Source organism: Haloterrigena salina JCM 13891, from assembly GCF_000337495.1.
Lineage (GTDB): Archaea > Halobacteriota > Halobacteria > Halobacteriales > Natrialbaceae > Haloterrigena > Haloterrigena salina.
The window spans coordinates 257,333-271,220 of sequence record NZ_AOIS01000037.1 but is presented as its reverse complement, the minus strand read 5'-3'; the positions used below and the strand labels follow the sequence as shown (position 1 = coordinate 271,220).

Below are 13,888 nucleotides of genomic sequence, written 5' to 3'. Positions count from 1 at the left end.
CGCCTTTCCCGGTACCCACTATCAATATTTGCCTGAGTCAGTAGCGAGGAATGTAGCGTTCGACTAGGTTATCCGCGCATTACTCGAACGGTCTCGAGATATGACTCGTTTATCCCGCCGAGTCGGGAGAAGTTCGGGCTTACTCGGCGCAACGTTCATATCGTGGCATGAGATAGCACGACAGGATGAAGGTCGGGAGTTTCGTCTGTTCCTGTGCCGACACGTGTGACATCGACCTCGAGGCGGCCCGAGAGGGGATCGAGGGCGTCGACGTCGCGGCGAGTTCGCGGCTGCTCTGCGAGGACGGCCTGCCCGCGATGGAACAGGTGATCGACGAGTACGACCTCGATCAGGTGATCGTCACCTGCCCCGAGCGGCGAGTCCAGCGAAAACTCGAGCGCGTCGCCGAAGCCCAGGGGGTCCACCCCGACGCCGTCTCGTTCGTCGACCAGCGCGAGGGCGCGGGCTGGGTCCACGACGAGGCCGGCGCGACGGCGAAGACCGCCCGCATGGTCAACGCCCGGCAGGCCGGCCTCGAGGCCGAGTCCCGCCCGCAGACGCTCACGGCGGCGGCCGGCGACAGCGTCGCGGTCGTCGCCGATCCCGATACCGCCGCCGCGCTGGCCGACGACGCCGACGTGACCCTGATCGCCGACGGGAACGAATTCGTCGACGCGGCGGCCGATCTCGACGGCGTGACGATCGAACGCGGGCGCGTCGTCGATGTCGACGGCCGCTTCGGCGAGTTCGAGGTTCGACTCGAGTCCCGCGTCACCGAGGACTGTATCTCCTGTATGAAGTGCGTCCGCGAGGGCCCCGACGGCGCGGTCACGCGCTATCCGGTCGACATCGATCCCGACGCGCCCGACGGCGCGTGGACCGACGTCTGTCCCACCGACGCGATCGAGATGGACGGCGTCCAGCGGACGCTCGAGTTCGACCAGATCGTCTACCCCGCGGCGAACCGGCGAACGCGGGGCGGCCGCGTCGGCTTCTACACCGCGCCGATCGACGCGGCGACGATCTCCGCGGTGCGAAAGCACCTCGGCGGCATCGAAAAGCCCGCCCACCTCGATCTCGAGATGGACGTCTGCGCGGCCGGTGACTCGAGCCAGCCGGGCTGCAACGAGTGCGTCGAGGCCTGCCCGCACGACGCGGTCGAGCGGGCGAGGATCGACGAGGTCGCGTTCCACGAGGAGGCCTGCCAGAACTGCGGGGCCTGTACCAGCGCCTGTCCGACGGGCGCGACGCGGCTGCGCGAGCCCTCGAACGAGCGCGTCGCCCGCGAGATCGAGGCGCTGCTCCGGCCGACCGACGAGGAGGGGGGCTGGCTCCTGAACCGCTCGGGTTCGGACGTCGAATCGCCCATCGTCGCGTTCGTCTGCTCCGAAGAGGCCGACGATGCGCTCGCCGAGTACGGCCGCCTCGCGGCCGCGGGCAAGGCCGACGTCAAGTACCCGCCGATCCTCCCCGTGCGCGTCAACTGCACCGATACCGTCGGCGAGGCCCACGCGATGCACGCGCTGGCCTGCGGCGCCGACGGCGTCGCCGTCGTCGGCTGCGGTGGCGACTGCCTGCACTCGGGTCCCGATCCGAAAGCCGAACTGGTCGACCGGCTCAACCGAGCCGGGCGCGATCTCGAGCTCGGCGAGCGGTTCGCGTTCTTCGCGCCGGACCCCGACGAACCGGGCGCCTTCGTGGAAGCGATCTCGACCTTCGCCGTCGACCTCGAGCCCTCGCCCGTTTCGGCCGGCGAGCACGAGGCCACCGGCGGAATCGACGACGGGAGGGAGCGTCCGCCGTTCGACAGCCACGGCTGGACGTTAGAGAGCGTCCGGGCGATCCTCGAGCACGTCGACCCCGACCGCGAGGTGATTCGGGGGCTGAAGGACTTCGGCCGGATGGCGGTCGGCGACGGCTGTACGCTCACGCCCACGTGCTCGAACCTCTGTCCGACCGACGCGATCCGCCGCGACGAGGAGACGGCGACGCTGGAGTTCAACCACGAGCGCTGCGTCAACTGCGGGACCTGCGAGGAGGGTTGCGTCGAGGACGTCATCGCGATGCGCGACGGCCTCGACCTGACGCTGCTGCCGGAGAACCGCTCGGACGCGGACGATCCCGCCTGGGTCGCGGTCCACGACGGCGAGATGCGCGAGTGCAACCGCTGCGGGAAGCCCTTCGCGAGCGAGGGCACCGCGCGGAAGATCCAGTCGGAGGTCGGCGACGCCGTCGCCGGACTCGTGCCGGGTGCACAGGGGAGCGTCTTCGAGTACTGCGGCGACTGTCGCGCGCAACTGCTCTACGATCGCGGCAACGGCTAATCGAGACGGACGATCACGATCCACCGACAGTCATGAGCGTAAATCAACAGGCGCTATACGAAGCACGGATCGAGCTGGTGAACTTCCTGATCGACGCGTTCGCGGACGTGCCCAGCGAGGCGTTCGTCGAGGCGATCTGCTCGGAGGACGTCCTGTTGCCCGACGAGGGCGCCGGCGAGAAACTCGACGAGGGGTTCGCGACGCTCGAGGCGTTCATCGAGGCGAGCCGCGACCAGGAGGTCGACGCCGTGCGGGACGACCTCGAGCGCGAGTTCACCCGGCTGTTCGTCGGCCCGCGGCCGCCGATCCTCCCCCACGAGACCTACTACCGCGAGGACACGGACTTCCGCGGCGCGGGACTGGCGAAAGTCGAGGCCAGCTACGGCGCCGCGGGCTGGTCGCCGCCGGAGGAGTATCCCGAGGAAAACGACTACATAGCCGTCGAACTCGCCTTCCTCCGCTATCTGATCCGCCAGCAGCGGGCCGGCTACGAGGAGACCGTCGGCTACCAGCGCGTCTTCCACGAGGAACACCTCTCCGAGTGGATCCCCGCGTTCGCCGACGACGTTCGCGAAACCACCGACGAGCGGTTCTACGAGGCCGTCGCCTCGATCCTCGAGGGAACCGTCGCGTTCGAAGAGGAGATCGCGACGAGCATGGCGTGAGCGGAGAAACGGCGGAAAGACGGCGAGGAGAACGGGCGGCGTTACCGACGGAGTGCCGACGCGGCGCTCTCGAGTTCTTCGGTCTCGAAGGTCGCGCCGTTGATGACGACGAACGCGACCGCCAGCAGCGCGGCGAGGCCGGCACAGCCGAGCGAGAGTCGGCGTCGGCGATTCGGCGCGAGTCCCAGACGATCGCCGACCGCGTCGATTGCGAACAGCCCCGACAGGAGGAGGGCGATCCCGATCGCGGCGATCCAGGCGCCACCGAGCGGCGACGCCGAAGCGACGAGTAACCCGTAGCCGACCACCAGTATTCCGATGAGGATCGAGAGTGCGGCGACGAGGCTATTCGATTCGCCTGACGTGTGCGGAATATTTGAAGTCACGTCCGTCTGAAAGATAGCGACGATGATAATCATTGCGCGCCGCGAGTCGCGATTCCGAGACGGGTCGCGAGCGCTGAGTGTTCGGATCGGCGTACACCAACTATGTGGGTAGTACGACTAAGCACAGTTCTCGCGTGGCTACTGCCGTGACTCGAATTCTTAACCCACAGACGAACACCGCGCACAAACCGTGCGACGACGAAAGCGTACGCACGACGGCGTGCGGATCGCTTGTTACCGCGACCCACGACCGCACGCGTATCGTCTCCGACGAGACGGTCCGGACGTCGGCCGCGATCGAACGATGCGGGAGCTGTTTCGACGACGTCTCCGGCTACTGACGGGACCGCAGAATCGAACCGCCGATCAGTCGTCTTCGTCCCGGAACCCCTCGAGGACCTCGTCGCTGAACGAGACATCCCCGTCGACCTCGCCGTCGTTGATGCGGTGTGGCGCCTCGTGGTCCCACACTTCTCTGCCACAGGAGCACTCGAGGGCCGGCTCCGGTTTCCACTCGGTGTGCGTCATAGCTACGCGTTCACGAGCCACACGATTATAGCTTTCCCGCGATTCGCGTACAGGTCGGCCCCGCGGCGTCGAGTCGCCGATCACCGCGGGCGCGGATCGTCCGGGTCCGCGGGCTCCGTCTCCTCGCCCTCGAGGAACACCCGCGCGAACAGGTCGACGTGCATCGAGAGCACCTCCGCGGGCTCGAGGCCGTAGCGGTCGGCCTGTCGGTCGAGAAACGCCGCGAGATCGTCGCTCGGCCGGTGGTGGATCGCGCCGTCCTCGACGGTGAACTCGACCTCGGTCGCGTCGGCGACGAGGTGTTCGATCTCGAGCAGCGCCTGTTCGGCCTTGGTCTCGAGGGCGTCGTCCGCGTCCATGAGCCGGTTGTCGCCCCAGTCGGTCGCGGCCTCGCGGAACCGGTCGCTGACGGGAACGGTGAGTCGATCGCCCGTCATCTCACTCGGGCGGCCACTCCTCCGGTGCGGGATCGGGTTCGCCGAGCGCGCCGAACGAGGCGATCAACAGGCCGAGGAAGGCGACGATGACGAGCAGACCCATCAGGCCGCCGAGTCCGTTTTGGCCGACCCAGTTGCCGCCGACGATCGGTCCCATCTGGTCGACGATCCGGACCCCGATTACGACGGTCCAGCCGATGGCGAACAACAACCCCGCCGTGACGAGCGGGTTGTGTTCGATCGCAGTACGGATACCCATGTGAGCGGACACCACGGCCACGGTAAAAATTCCCTGCGCCACCGGTTCTCGAGCCGAACTGTCGTCGACGCTGATCCGTAGACCGAAACCGCTTACCTGGCCGCCTCGAGGCGACCGAGCGGAAACGCCTCACTCGGCGTCCGCGAGTTTCCAGTCGGCCTTCTCGGCCGCCGTCTCGAGGGGGACGAACTCCCAGTCGGCCGCCTCCGCGATGGGTTCGTCCTCGCCCGCGAGTCCGACGACGACCATCCGATCGGCGTAGAACATCGAGTTGCGGTCGATCGCGGCGAGGCGTTCGCCGGGACCGGTCCCGGTGCCGTTGAAGAAGTCGACGTCGATCCCCCGGTCGCGCTGGAACTTCTGGATCACGTGGGCGGGAACGTCGCCGACGATGCCGACCCAGTCGCTCCAGCCGGTGGCGTCCGCGACGACCGCGGCCGGGTGCTCGAGTCGCCGGAGCGCGCCGTAGGTGATCGCCGTCGTCATTTCGTCGGCGCCGCCGCCGTGGGGTCCCGACGCCGGCTCGGCGGCGTCCGCCGCGTTCGACGCCTCCGACGGCGACGCACCCATCGGTCGCATCGACTCGGTTCCCCGGTCGCTCGCTCCCGCCGTCGTCCCCGTCGATCCGCTCGAGGCGCCGCCGCTCGATCCGGATCCCTCGGTCGGAATCCCGACGGGCGTGCTCTCGTCCGTCTTGGGGACGTGCGGGGCGGGCGTGCGGTCCGGCCCGTCCGTCTCCGCGCCGTCGTCCCCGGTCTCGGTCGCCGGGTCTGCGTCTGTCGTCCCCTCCGTCGTCCCCGCCGCTGGCGAATCGGGTTCGTCCGCCGGCTCCGTCGCCCCGTCGTCGCGCCACAGCCAGTCGCCCCGGTTTCCCGACTCCTCCTCTTCTTCGGTACCGGTCTCGAGGTCATCGAGATCGATCCGGTCAGTCACTGTCACTCACCCCGCGGGCGGTTCCGATTCGCCCTCGGATACTGGACCGTCCGCTGTAGGCGCTGGCGACGGCCCGCGCGGAGAGGTCGACCCGAAGGACGCTCGCCGGATGCTCCCGTACCATCGTCACAACGTACGCGCGGACGGACTTCAATACCGTCCCCAAAACGAGGAATATACTGGAACAATGTCGTGTTGGACGCTCTCACTCGCCTCGAGCGGTCGGCCGCGAGGAACGGTATCGGTCGATTACGGTTCGGGGCATCTCACCGACTTATCAAATCGCGCGTGACTGACGCCGTCGCCTGCGAAACCCCCTTGCGGGATGATATCGAACGACGTCGTATGCGCATGGAACTCCGCGTCTGCAAACACTGCTACGAGGGGACCCACGGCAACGAGGGAAAGACCGCGATCACGCGCGATATGGTCGCCTGCGCCGAGCGCGTCCGCGAGTACAAGGACCTGATCGGACTCGACTCGCTGTACATCGCGAAGGTCGAGGAGGGCGACGTCGGGGGCGCGGAGGCCCTGCCGGCCATCGTCGCTCACATCGAGAACGATCAGGTAACGCTGGCGGACACGCAACTGGTGATGGAAGACGGGGACGGAAACCTGCTGGTCTACCCCGAACCGGAGGACGTCCTCGAGGTGCTGACGCGGAACATCGATCAGATCAGCGACCAGACGCGACAGGACGTCACCGTCGAACTCTCCGCGGAGAGCGCGGAACTGCTCGCCTGAGCCGGAATAAACCGGTTACACGTTTCCGTTCCGGGTATTTCTCATAAACTTTTGTGGTGTCCGGCGGAACTAGGTGGCATGCGAGCAGCCGTCATCGAAGAACACGGGGAACCGCTGGCGATCGAGGACGTATCGTATCCGGAGCCGCAGCCGGATCAGGTGATCGTCGAGACGGAGGCCTGCGGCGTCTGTCGCAGCGACTGGCACGCCTGGCAGGGCGACTGGAGCTGGATCGGTGCGGGGGTCCCGGAGGGGCAGATCCTCGGCCACGAACCGGCCGGTATCGTCTCCGAGATCGGGTCCGACGTCGAGACCCTCGCGGTCGGCGACCGGGTCGCTGTCCCGTTCCACCTCGGCGACGGGAGCTGTCCGCACTGCCGCGAGGGGCGGGCGAACAACTGCGAGACGGTGCTTCCGCTCGGACTGTCGGAGTACTCCCAGGGCGCGTTCGCGGAGGCGTTCCCGGTCCGGGAAGCCGACTTCAACTGCGTCAAGCTGCCCGAAGCCGTCGAGTACGACGAGATGGCGGGTCTCGGCTGCCGCTTTATGACCGCCTACCACGCGCTGGCCGACCGCGCCGACCTCCGCCCCGGCGACTGGGTGGCCGTCCACGGCTGCGGCGGCGTCGGGCTCTCCGCGATCCACATCGCGGACGCGCTGGGTGCCCACCCGATCGCGATCGACCTCGTCGATGACAAACTCGAGCGCGCCGCGGAACTCGGCGCGCGCGAGACGATCAACGTGACCGAGGTCGACAGCGCGGCCCGGGAGGTCCAGGCGATCACCGACGGCGGCGCAGACGTCTCCATCGACGCGCTGGGCGTCGCCGAGACCTGCACGAACTCGGTCAACAGCCTCGGCACGCGGGGCAGCCACGTCCAGGTCGGTCTGACGACCGGCGAGGAGGAGGGGCAGATCGAACTGCCCGTCGACGTCATGACGATGCAGGAGATCGACTTCCACGGCTCCTTCGGCATGCCGCTGGTCCGCTACGAAGAGCTGTTCAAGCTGATCGCGCAGGGCACCCTCGAGCCGAGCGAGATCATCGGCGAGCGGCTCTCGCTCGACGACCTGCCGGAGACGCTGGCCTCGATGGACGACTACGAGACGGTCGGCATTCCGGTCGTCACCGAGCTCTGAGCGGTTCGGAGAAGGCGACCGCTCTATCGATACGGAGCCGTTGCTGGTCCGGTATCGGTTTCGGAAACCCGGGCGGGGGCGGGAGCCCGCCCTGGCGTGAGAGACATGAGCTAACTCGAAGCGGGGGCGAGTCCACTTCCGAGCGATCCGGGCACGAACGCACGCAATCGACTGGTCAGCGCGTCGTCTCGGTTGAGCGCGTACCCGGCGGGGTTGATTTCCCCGCACCCGGTGCAATGCAAGTGTCACCCATTGTTATGCAGGCGCTTGGCCGGCAGTAGTCTCCCCAAACAGTTGACAGGCGTCGGCTAGCCCGGACGTTACGCGCGACAACGGCGGCGAAATCGCCGCTCAGATCCCGGTTCGTCCGCGACACGCCTCGGCGGACTCGCAACGCGCGTCGCGGGGCCCACGACGGGCGAAGATAATTGGTCCCGTTTCCCGTCTAGCGGTCCATGCACGAGGACAGCTTCGAGGAGCCGCTTCGGCTCGGAATCGTCGGGCTCGGATACATCGGAACGACCGTCGGCGGGCAGTTTCACCGACGCGGCGACGCGACCGTACGGGCGCTCTGCGACCTCGATACGGAGCGGCTCGCGGAAATCGGCGACGCCTTCGACGTTCCCGACGCCGAGCGGTACGCCGACTACCCGACGATGCTCGAGGACGCCGCGCTGGACGCCGTCCTCGTCGGCACGCCCCACACGCTCCACTACGAGCAGGTCGTCGCGGCCCTCGAGAACGGCTGTCACGTCTACTGCGACAAACCCCTCACCACGGACCTCGAGCGCGCACGCGACCTCGCGGAGCGGGCCGAACGGTCCGCGGAGACGCTGATGGTCGGCTACCAGCGACACCTCCAGACGGCGTTCCGGACCGCCAGAGAGCGCTTCGAGGGCGCGCCGCCGAACTGGCTGACCGCGTCGATCACCCAGGACTGGATCGAGGATTCGCGGGGGACGTGGCGGCTCGACCCCGACCTCTCGGGAGGCGGCTTCCTCTACGACACCGGGAGCCACGTCCTCGACGGCGTCCTCTGGACGACCGGCCTCGAACCCGAGTCCGTCGCGGCGAGTATGGACTTCCACGACGACGAGCAGCGGGTCGATAGCCGGGCACACCTCGACGTCCGGTTCGCCGACGGCGCGACGGGGACCTTCTCCTTTCACGGCGACGCCCCCTCGGTCCGCGAACACGTCCACGTCTGGGACGACGACGGCGCCATCTACCTCGAGGGGCGCCAGTGGGGCTCTCGAACCGTCACCGAGATCGACAGCGATGCGGGCGAGTACGAGCCCTACATCGACGCCCGGGCCGAGCAAACCCGCGCCGAGGCCTTCCTCGAGAGCGTCCGGACCGGCGACGAGCCGCCGGCGACGGCCCGGGACGCCCTCCGGGTGACCGCGCTGACGGAAGCGGCCTACGAGGCGGCCCGAACCGGGGATCGGATCGACGTGCCGACCGCGGAGTGAGTCGTGCCTCGAGCGAACCGCCGGACCAACGGTTGCCGTAGCTGGAAGTGACGACATTCCGCCGTGGAACGATCGATAGAACGCAGTTTTTCGGTCGCTAATATCGTTATACCGAGTCGCTGAAACCCGGCGCAGTCGGTCGGTTATGCAGTTATTACGGCTGGGAACGTCCCGGTTCTCGGATCGGCGGTCGAACCGCTTCGGCCGACGCCAGGTCGGCTGTCAAATCGTCGGTAAGAAGCGCATAGATCGGTTCCACTTTCGGTTACAAGCCGGATAACTACAACCGGTCGTGGCCTTCGATCGGATATGATCACCTGCAGTAACTGCGAGACCGCCCAATTCCTGCAGATAACGCAGAGCCGCGTCTACTTCGAAGATGGGGAGATGATCAACGAGATCTCCGAGACGTACGAGTGTACGCTCTGCGGGGCCACCGGTCAGTACATCTACGACGAAGACCACGACACGGAGGACGTCACCGGCGACGTCGAGCTCACCACGGAACGACCGAAGCACGCCTGAGCGACGGCGACCGGCCGTCGATCCCGTTCGGTTCGGCCCACTGATACGGTTGCGGCTCCCGAAACCGACGCCCGAGGCGTCTCACTCGTCGTCCGCTCGGGACCGCTCGGTAGCATCGTCGTCCGATCGCTCGTCGTCCTCCGTTCGGGACTGCTCTCCGTCGTCGCCGCGAGACCGTTCCTCGGCGCGGTCTCGAGGCGCTTCGTCGTCGCGGTCTCGATCGCGCTCGCGCTCGCCCTCCGGCGTCGATCCGACCGTGAGCCGCTCGAGTTCGTCGGGCGCTCGCTCGCGCTTCCGTTTTCGGTTTCGCTTTTTCTTGTGCTGTCGACGGGTGATCGCCGTCTGCCGGCGTTCGACGTCCCACTCCTCGAAGAAGCCGTACTCGGTCATCGTCTCCATCCCGGCCAGGGCGGCCGTGAGCTTGAGCCCGACCAGCGGGATCCCCGCGACCGAGATGATGACGTCCGCCCGGAGGACGGCGCCGTCCCTGAGCACCACGTCGAGCACGTCCACGAGCGTCTCTTCGTCCTTTCGCGGTCTCATGCGTGTGGCTGGGTATCGGTCGATTCGTCGCCGCCCAGTTCCGGCGCGAACGTGTACGGCGGCCACGGCCCCGTAAACCGGACCTCGAAGCCGTCGTGGTCCGCCACGTCGTCGAGGATCGAGCCGATCGCCGACTCCTCGTCCTCGTGGGCGAGCAGCGTCAGTCGACAGAGCGTTTCGCCGTCGCGTCCGTCGGCCTCGTCGGCGATATCGTCGGAGAGCGACGCCGTCGGCGACCGCTCGAGGCTGTGGACCTCCCGCGCGGCGTCCGCGAGTCGGTCCCGTAAATCGGCCGTGATCGACTCGCGGCGGGCCGCCCGCAGTTCGGTCAGGCGCTGCTCGAGTTTCTTCTCGAGCAGGAACGACGTCCCCGAGCCGGAGTCGTCGATCCGGTCGGCGAGTTCCTGTAGGCGGTCGTCCCGTTCGATCAGCGCCTCGTCGTCGACGGGATCGATCTCGACGACCTCGACGCGGTACTCCCAGTGGCCAGCCAGCCCCGAGAGCGCGCGGTCGAGCGTGTCAGACTCCTCGCGGAGCCACTCGCGGACGGCCTCGTCGCCGCCCCGGAGGATCGTGTCGAACTGGAACGGCACGGGCGTGCCGAACTCCTGGGCGGCCTCGTCGACGACCGTCTGGTGGCGGACGAGCCAGCGCCGAACCTGCGCGAGGTCGGCCGAATCGTAGATCCCGTCCGTGTCGTGGACGACCGCGCCGATGCCGTCGGCGACCACGATCGAGACGGGTTCGCCGTCGACGCCGGTCGTCTCGAGCGTCGCGCCCTCGTCGGCCCGGACGATACAGTAGAGGTACCGCCCGTCGTCGATCTCGGGAACCGCGTCGTCGACGGCGTCCTGGAGGTCGTCGAAATCGTCGACGCCCTCGAGATCGTCGATGCGCTCGGCGTCTGCGATCTCCTCGAGCCGGTCGTTAGATCGTCCGGAACTCATTCGTCCTCACCTCCGAGCACGGAGTAGCCGGGCTCGCTGGTGGCCCGCGGCTCGCCGTGCAGCTGTTCGATCGCGTCGTTGACTAGCCCGTTTAAGTCGCCGCGCAGGTCGTCGACGCCGTCCTCGATCCCCTCGTCTTCCTTGAGCTGCTCGAGCTCCGCCTCGATCGTCGCGAGCTGCTCGCCGAGCCGTTCGATCTCCTCGTCGGCGAGATCTCCCGACTCCATGCGACGAACCGCCTCGCGCTCTAGGGCGTCCATCAGGATCTCTACGACGGTGACGACGAGCGTGACTAGCCCCTGGCGCGCGTCCTCGCCGTCGCCGACGTCGATCTGCGTCATGATCCGTCCTCCGCGTTCGTCGCTTCCGCCTCTACTTCCTCGCCGTCGCCGCTCTCGGTCGAGTCGGTGTCTTCGCCGTCGCCGGATTCCGTTTCGTTCTCGCCGTCGCCGTCGGAATCGGAATCGTCGCTGAGCAGATCGAACCCGCCGCGGGTCGGCCGGTTCGGATCCGGCCGCGCGCCGAGGTGGGAGACCCCGCGGTCGGGCATCTCGTAGCTCTCCGCGCTCTCGTCGTCGCTCGAGTCGCCGCGCTCCGTTTCGGTGTCCGTCTTCTCGCGCTCGTCTGTATCCTCGTATCGCTCGTCCGGCGTGACGTTGACGCCGCTCGTGGGATCGATCACCGGGTTCGGCCGCTCCGTTTCGGCGAGTTCGGGGTCGTCGACCGCCGCCGCGACGCGGCGCATGTCGGTGCCCTCGGGGAACTCGAGGCCGTACTTGGCCGCGGTCTCGAAGGAGGCGATGGCGGCCCGGAGCTGTACGCCGAGCAGTTGCGTGTCGCCGATCGAGACGGCGATGTCGGCGTTGATGACGATCCCCTTGTCGAGCAGCATCTCGACGACCTCCGCGAGGTCGGCCTTCTGACGGCTCGGCTGGAAGTCATCGACCACGGCTCTCACCTCCGTCGTCGAGCGGTCCCGATTCGATCACGTCCGCAGCCGTCGGCCCGGTCGGGTCCGTCGGCGGCGAGACGGTCGCCAGCCCGACGGCCGTCAGTACTTCGAGTCGCCGTCGAATCGCCTTCGGTAACATAGTATCACTCATTGGTTGCTCGCTGCTGTTGGGTCTCCGAATCGTCGTTCTCGCGCCGTTGCTGGTCCGCCTGTCCGCCGTTCTCCCGCCGGCGCTGTTTCTCCCGTTCGATCTCGAACCGGCGGCCGTAGATCCGTTTCCGGGTGGGCGCCGTCGAGAGCTTGACGTCCTGTGGCACCGTCGAGTAGCGGGCGCCGCCGCCGAGGTCGCGGCGCTCGGTCGGAATCGTCGCCGCCGCGGTCGGGTTTCGGGAGTTCGTGCTGGTGTCCTTGCGGCGCATCTTCTCCCGGTTCATCTCGTAGAGCTGCTCGAACTTCTCGTGGGTCTCGAGCAGCGCCGACCGGAAGGCATCGATTCCCTTCAGCGCCTGTTCTTGAATGGCGATCTGATAGGCCTCCGGATCCGACGCGACGTCGATGTCGCCTAACGCCTGCTTCGCGTCGCCGGCGTCCATCTCGATCAGGTCCTTGTCGTCGCCGCCGATCAGGCCGCCCTCGTCGTCACCGCCGCCGGCGACGTCCGAGATGGCGTCTTCGACCATCCCGGCGTCCTCGCCATCTTCGAGCTCGTCGACGGCGTCCTGCAGTTCGCGCTTCTCCCGCCAAAGGTTGGTGAGATCCGTGGCGTCCCAGGCGTTCAGCAGGTTGATCGCCCGGAACAGCTGCGTGAAGTTTACGAGGTCGGTCGCGCCCTGCTCGTCGTCGGCGAGCACGTCGGGAATGTCCCCGACCTCGATCGCCGCGAGGAGGTCGTCGCCGTCGACGGCCTCGGGAAGCTCGCTGAAATCGATCGCCTCGAGCAGCTCTTCGGTCTCGCGGACGACGTTCACGAGCGTCTCGACGTCGCCGAGGATCGTCTCGAGCGTGCTGTCGTCGAGGTTCTCTACGTTCTCGACACCGCCGAGATACTCATCGAGGTTCTCGAGTGAGTCCTCCGCCTCGTCGAGGAGGACGTCGAAGGTCTCGCCGGCGTCGGCCGCGTCGTCACTCATCGTCGGCCTCCGTCTCGGACGCCGCGTCCGTCGTCGACTCGGTCGTTTCAGTCCCGGTCTCGGTCTCCGTCGACGCTTTCTCGTCCGCCTCGGAGGTCGAGTCCGGTTCGATCAGAACGGTGAGCACGCCGTTTTTGATCGTCGCCTCGGCCGTTCGCTCACCCCACGGGACGTCGATCCGATCGAGTTCGCGGTCCTCGACGCCGACGACGAGCGCCGCGCCGTCGAAGCCGACGGTGACGTCGTCCGGATCGGCGCCGGCCACGTCGGCGGTGACGAGCAGTTCGTCCTCGCTCTCCCGCGTCGTCAGGTGGTGGTCGCTCGAGGGCGCGGGCGACGAACTCGAGGAATCGGGCCGGTATCGGCGCGTCCGCGGCCGGTTCCGGTCGACGCCCCGATCGCGGTCGAACCGATCGCGATCGTCCTCACCGGCGAACGGGTTCCGGTCGTCCCCCGGTCGATCGGCGAGCGCGTCGCCGGTCCGGATCGAGACGTCGTAGTCGATCGTCGTCCGGTCGCCGCGATGCTGGCCGGAGCGGGAGGCCTCGTCCAGCCACTCGAGGGCCGACAGCAGGCTGGTGAGCCAGTGGCCCTGATCGTCGCTCGATTCGTCGCGTCGGTCCTCGGGTGTGTGGTCGTCCGGTGACATCAGCGTTTCACCTCTACGCGGCCGCTCGCGAGCCGCTCGTGGACGTCGCGAGCGATCTCGATCTCCTCCTCGAGTTCGTCCTTGCGCTGTCGATACTCCTCCTCGGAACGCTCGCCGAGTTCGTACAGCAACTGATTCTCCTTGAGTTCGGCCTCGAGCGCCTCGATGTCGTACATCTCGCTCAGCGCCATCGTGTGCAGCGTGTCCACGATTCCGACGAACGGTCGAATCAGGAGGTCGTCGAGGATGAACAT

Annotated in this window: 18 protein-coding genes and 1 pseudogene; 6 read left to right on the top strand and 13 right to left on the bottom strand. The window is 67.6% G+C overall.

The genetic code is table 11. The features are described 5' to 3' along the window. Nucleotides 1–185: 185 nt before the first annotated feature. Together C477_RS11950 and C477_RS11945 are read left to right on the top strand one after the other, a co-directional pair. Nucleotides 186–2,324, top strand: coding sequence for a hydrogenase iron-sulfur subunit (locus tag C477_RS11950; protein ID WP_008894750.1), 2,139 nt, complete (start codon nt 186–188; stop codon nt 2,322–2,324). A 32-nt stretch (nt 2,325–2,356) separates the two neighbouring features. Beyond that, nucleotides 2,357–2,989 carry a TorD/DmsD family molecular chaperone gene (locus tag C477_RS11945; RefSeq protein ID WP_008894749.1) on the top strand — a complete coding sequence of 211 codons (633 nt, stop codon included), beginning with the start codon at nt 2,357–2,359 and terminating at the stop codon, nt 2,987–2,989. Nucleotides 2,990–3,030: 41 nt separating this feature from the next. On the opposite strand, the gene C477_RS11940 is transcribed toward C477_RS11945, so the two are convergent. From C477_RS11940 to C477_RS11920, 5 genes are all read right to left on the bottom strand, one after another. After that, complete coding sequence (locus tag C477_RS11940; RefSeq protein ID WP_049914515.1) at nt 3,031–3,375, bottom strand: hypothetical protein; 345 nt, start codon at nt 3,373–3,375, stop codon at nt 3,031–3,033. A gap of 366 nt (nt 3,376–3,741) precedes the next feature. Continuing rightward, entirely contained in the window at nt 3,742–3,903 is a 162-nt protein-coding gene (locus tag C477_RS24120) for a hypothetical protein (protein ID WP_008894746.1), read from the bottom strand. Between the two features lie 80 nt (nt 3,904–3,983). Further along, nucleotides 3,984–4,340, bottom strand: coding sequence for a hypothetical protein (locus tag C477_RS11930; protein ID WP_008894745.1), 357 nt, complete (start codon nt 4,338–4,340; stop codon nt 3,984–3,986). Nucleotide 4,341: 1 nt separating this feature from the next. After that, nucleotides 4,342–4,599, bottom strand: coding sequence for a hypothetical protein (locus tag C477_RS11925; protein WP_008894744.1), 258 nt, complete (start codon nt 4,597–4,599; stop codon nt 4,342–4,344). 129 nt (nt 4,600–4,728) lie between these two features. Then, nucleotides 4,729–5,532, bottom strand: a complete 804-nt coding sequence (locus tag C477_RS11920) for a DUF7124 domain-containing protein (RefSeq protein ID WP_049914502.1) — start codon at nt 5,530–5,532, stop codon at nt 4,729–4,731. A 345-nt stretch (nt 5,533–5,877) separates the two neighbouring features. Here C477_RS11920 and C477_RS11915 point away from each other — a divergent pair, with 345 nt between their 5' ends. The 4 genes from C477_RS11915 (at nt 5,878) to C477_RS11900 (ending at nt 9,413) form a co-directional block, all read left to right on the top strand. Then, nucleotides 5,878–6,276 (top strand): hypothetical protein, encoded by a 399-nt coding sequence (locus C477_RS11915; protein WP_008894742.1) that lies wholly within the window; start codon nt 5,878–5,880, stop codon nt 6,274–6,276. A 78-nt stretch (nt 6,277–6,354) separates the two neighbouring features. Further along, nucleotides 6,355–7,416 (top strand): zinc-dependent alcohol dehydrogenase family protein, encoded by a 1,062-nt coding sequence (locus tag C477_RS11910; protein WP_008894741.1) that lies wholly within the window; start codon nt 6,355–6,357, stop codon nt 7,414–7,416. Nucleotides 7,417–7,871: 455 nt separating this feature from the next. Further along, nucleotides 7,872–8,888 carry a Gfo/Idh/MocA family protein gene (locus C477_RS11905; RefSeq protein ID WP_008894740.1) on the top strand — a complete coding sequence of 339 codons (1,017 nt, stop codon included), beginning with the start codon at nt 7,872–7,874 and terminating at the stop codon, nt 8,886–8,888. A 309-nt stretch (nt 8,889–9,197) separates the two neighbouring features. Further along, on the top strand, nt 9,198–9,413 hold the full coding sequence (locus C477_RS11900) for a hypothetical protein (protein ID WP_008894739.1): 216 nt from the start codon (nt 9,198–9,200) through the stop codon (nt 9,411–9,413). Between the two features lie 207 nt (nt 9,414–9,620). On the opposite strand, the pseudogene gvpM reads toward C477_RS11900, so the two are convergent. The 8 genes and pseudogenes from gvpM to gvpF all read right to left on the bottom strand — a co-directional run. After that, nucleotides 9,621–9,956, bottom strand: a pseudogene (gvpM, locus tag C477_RS24730) (gas vesicle protein GvpM); the annotation flags it as partial. Beyond that, nucleotides 9,953–10,903 (bottom strand): gas vesicle protein GvpL, encoded by a 951-nt coding sequence (gvpL, locus tag C477_RS11890; protein ID WP_008894737.1) that lies wholly within the window; start codon nt 10,901–10,903, stop codon nt 9,953–9,955. The pseudogene gvpM and the gene gvpL, both read right to left, overlap by 4 nt. Beyond that, nucleotides 10,900–11,244, bottom strand: a complete 345-nt coding sequence (locus C477_RS11885; protein ID WP_008894736.1) for a gas vesicle protein K — start codon at nt 11,242–11,244, stop codon at nt 10,900–10,902. Before C477_RS11885 ends, gvpL begins: the two co-directional genes overlap by 4 nt. Next, nucleotides 11,241–11,852: a gas vesicle protein GvpJ gene (gvpJ, locus tag C477_RS11880; protein WP_008894735.1), complete on the bottom strand. Its 612-nt coding sequence runs from the start codon at nt 11,850–11,852 to the stop codon at nt 11,241–11,243. The genes C477_RS11885 and gvpJ overlap by 4 nt, the downstream gene beginning before the upstream one ends. Next, the gene (locus tag C477_RS23835; RefSeq protein WP_160168017.1) at nt 11,842–12,006 is read right to left on the bottom strand and encodes a hypothetical protein; all 165 of its coding nucleotides are present in this window, start codon (nt 12,004–12,006) and stop codon (nt 11,842–11,844) included. The genes gvpJ and C477_RS23835 overlap by 11 nt, the downstream gene beginning before the upstream one ends. Next, nucleotides 11,999–12,985, bottom strand: a complete 987-nt coding sequence (locus tag C477_RS11875) for a hypothetical protein (protein WP_008894734.1) — start codon at nt 12,983–12,985, stop codon at nt 11,999–12,001. The genes C477_RS23835 and C477_RS11875 overlap by 8 nt, the downstream gene beginning before the upstream one ends. Continuing rightward, nucleotides 12,978–13,634: an Hsp20/alpha crystallin family protein gene (locus C477_RS11870; protein ID WP_008894733.1), complete on the bottom strand. Its 657-nt coding sequence runs from the start codon at nt 13,632–13,634 to the stop codon at nt 12,978–12,980. The genes C477_RS11875 and C477_RS11870 overlap by 8 nt, the downstream gene beginning before the upstream one ends. Next, nucleotides 13,634–13,888, bottom strand: a complete 255-nt coding sequence (gene gvpF / locus C477_RS11865; RefSeq protein ID WP_008894732.1) for a gas vesicle protein GvpF — start codon at nt 13,886–13,888, stop codon at nt 13,634–13,636. The genes C477_RS11870 and gvpF overlap by 1 nt, the downstream gene beginning before the upstream one ends.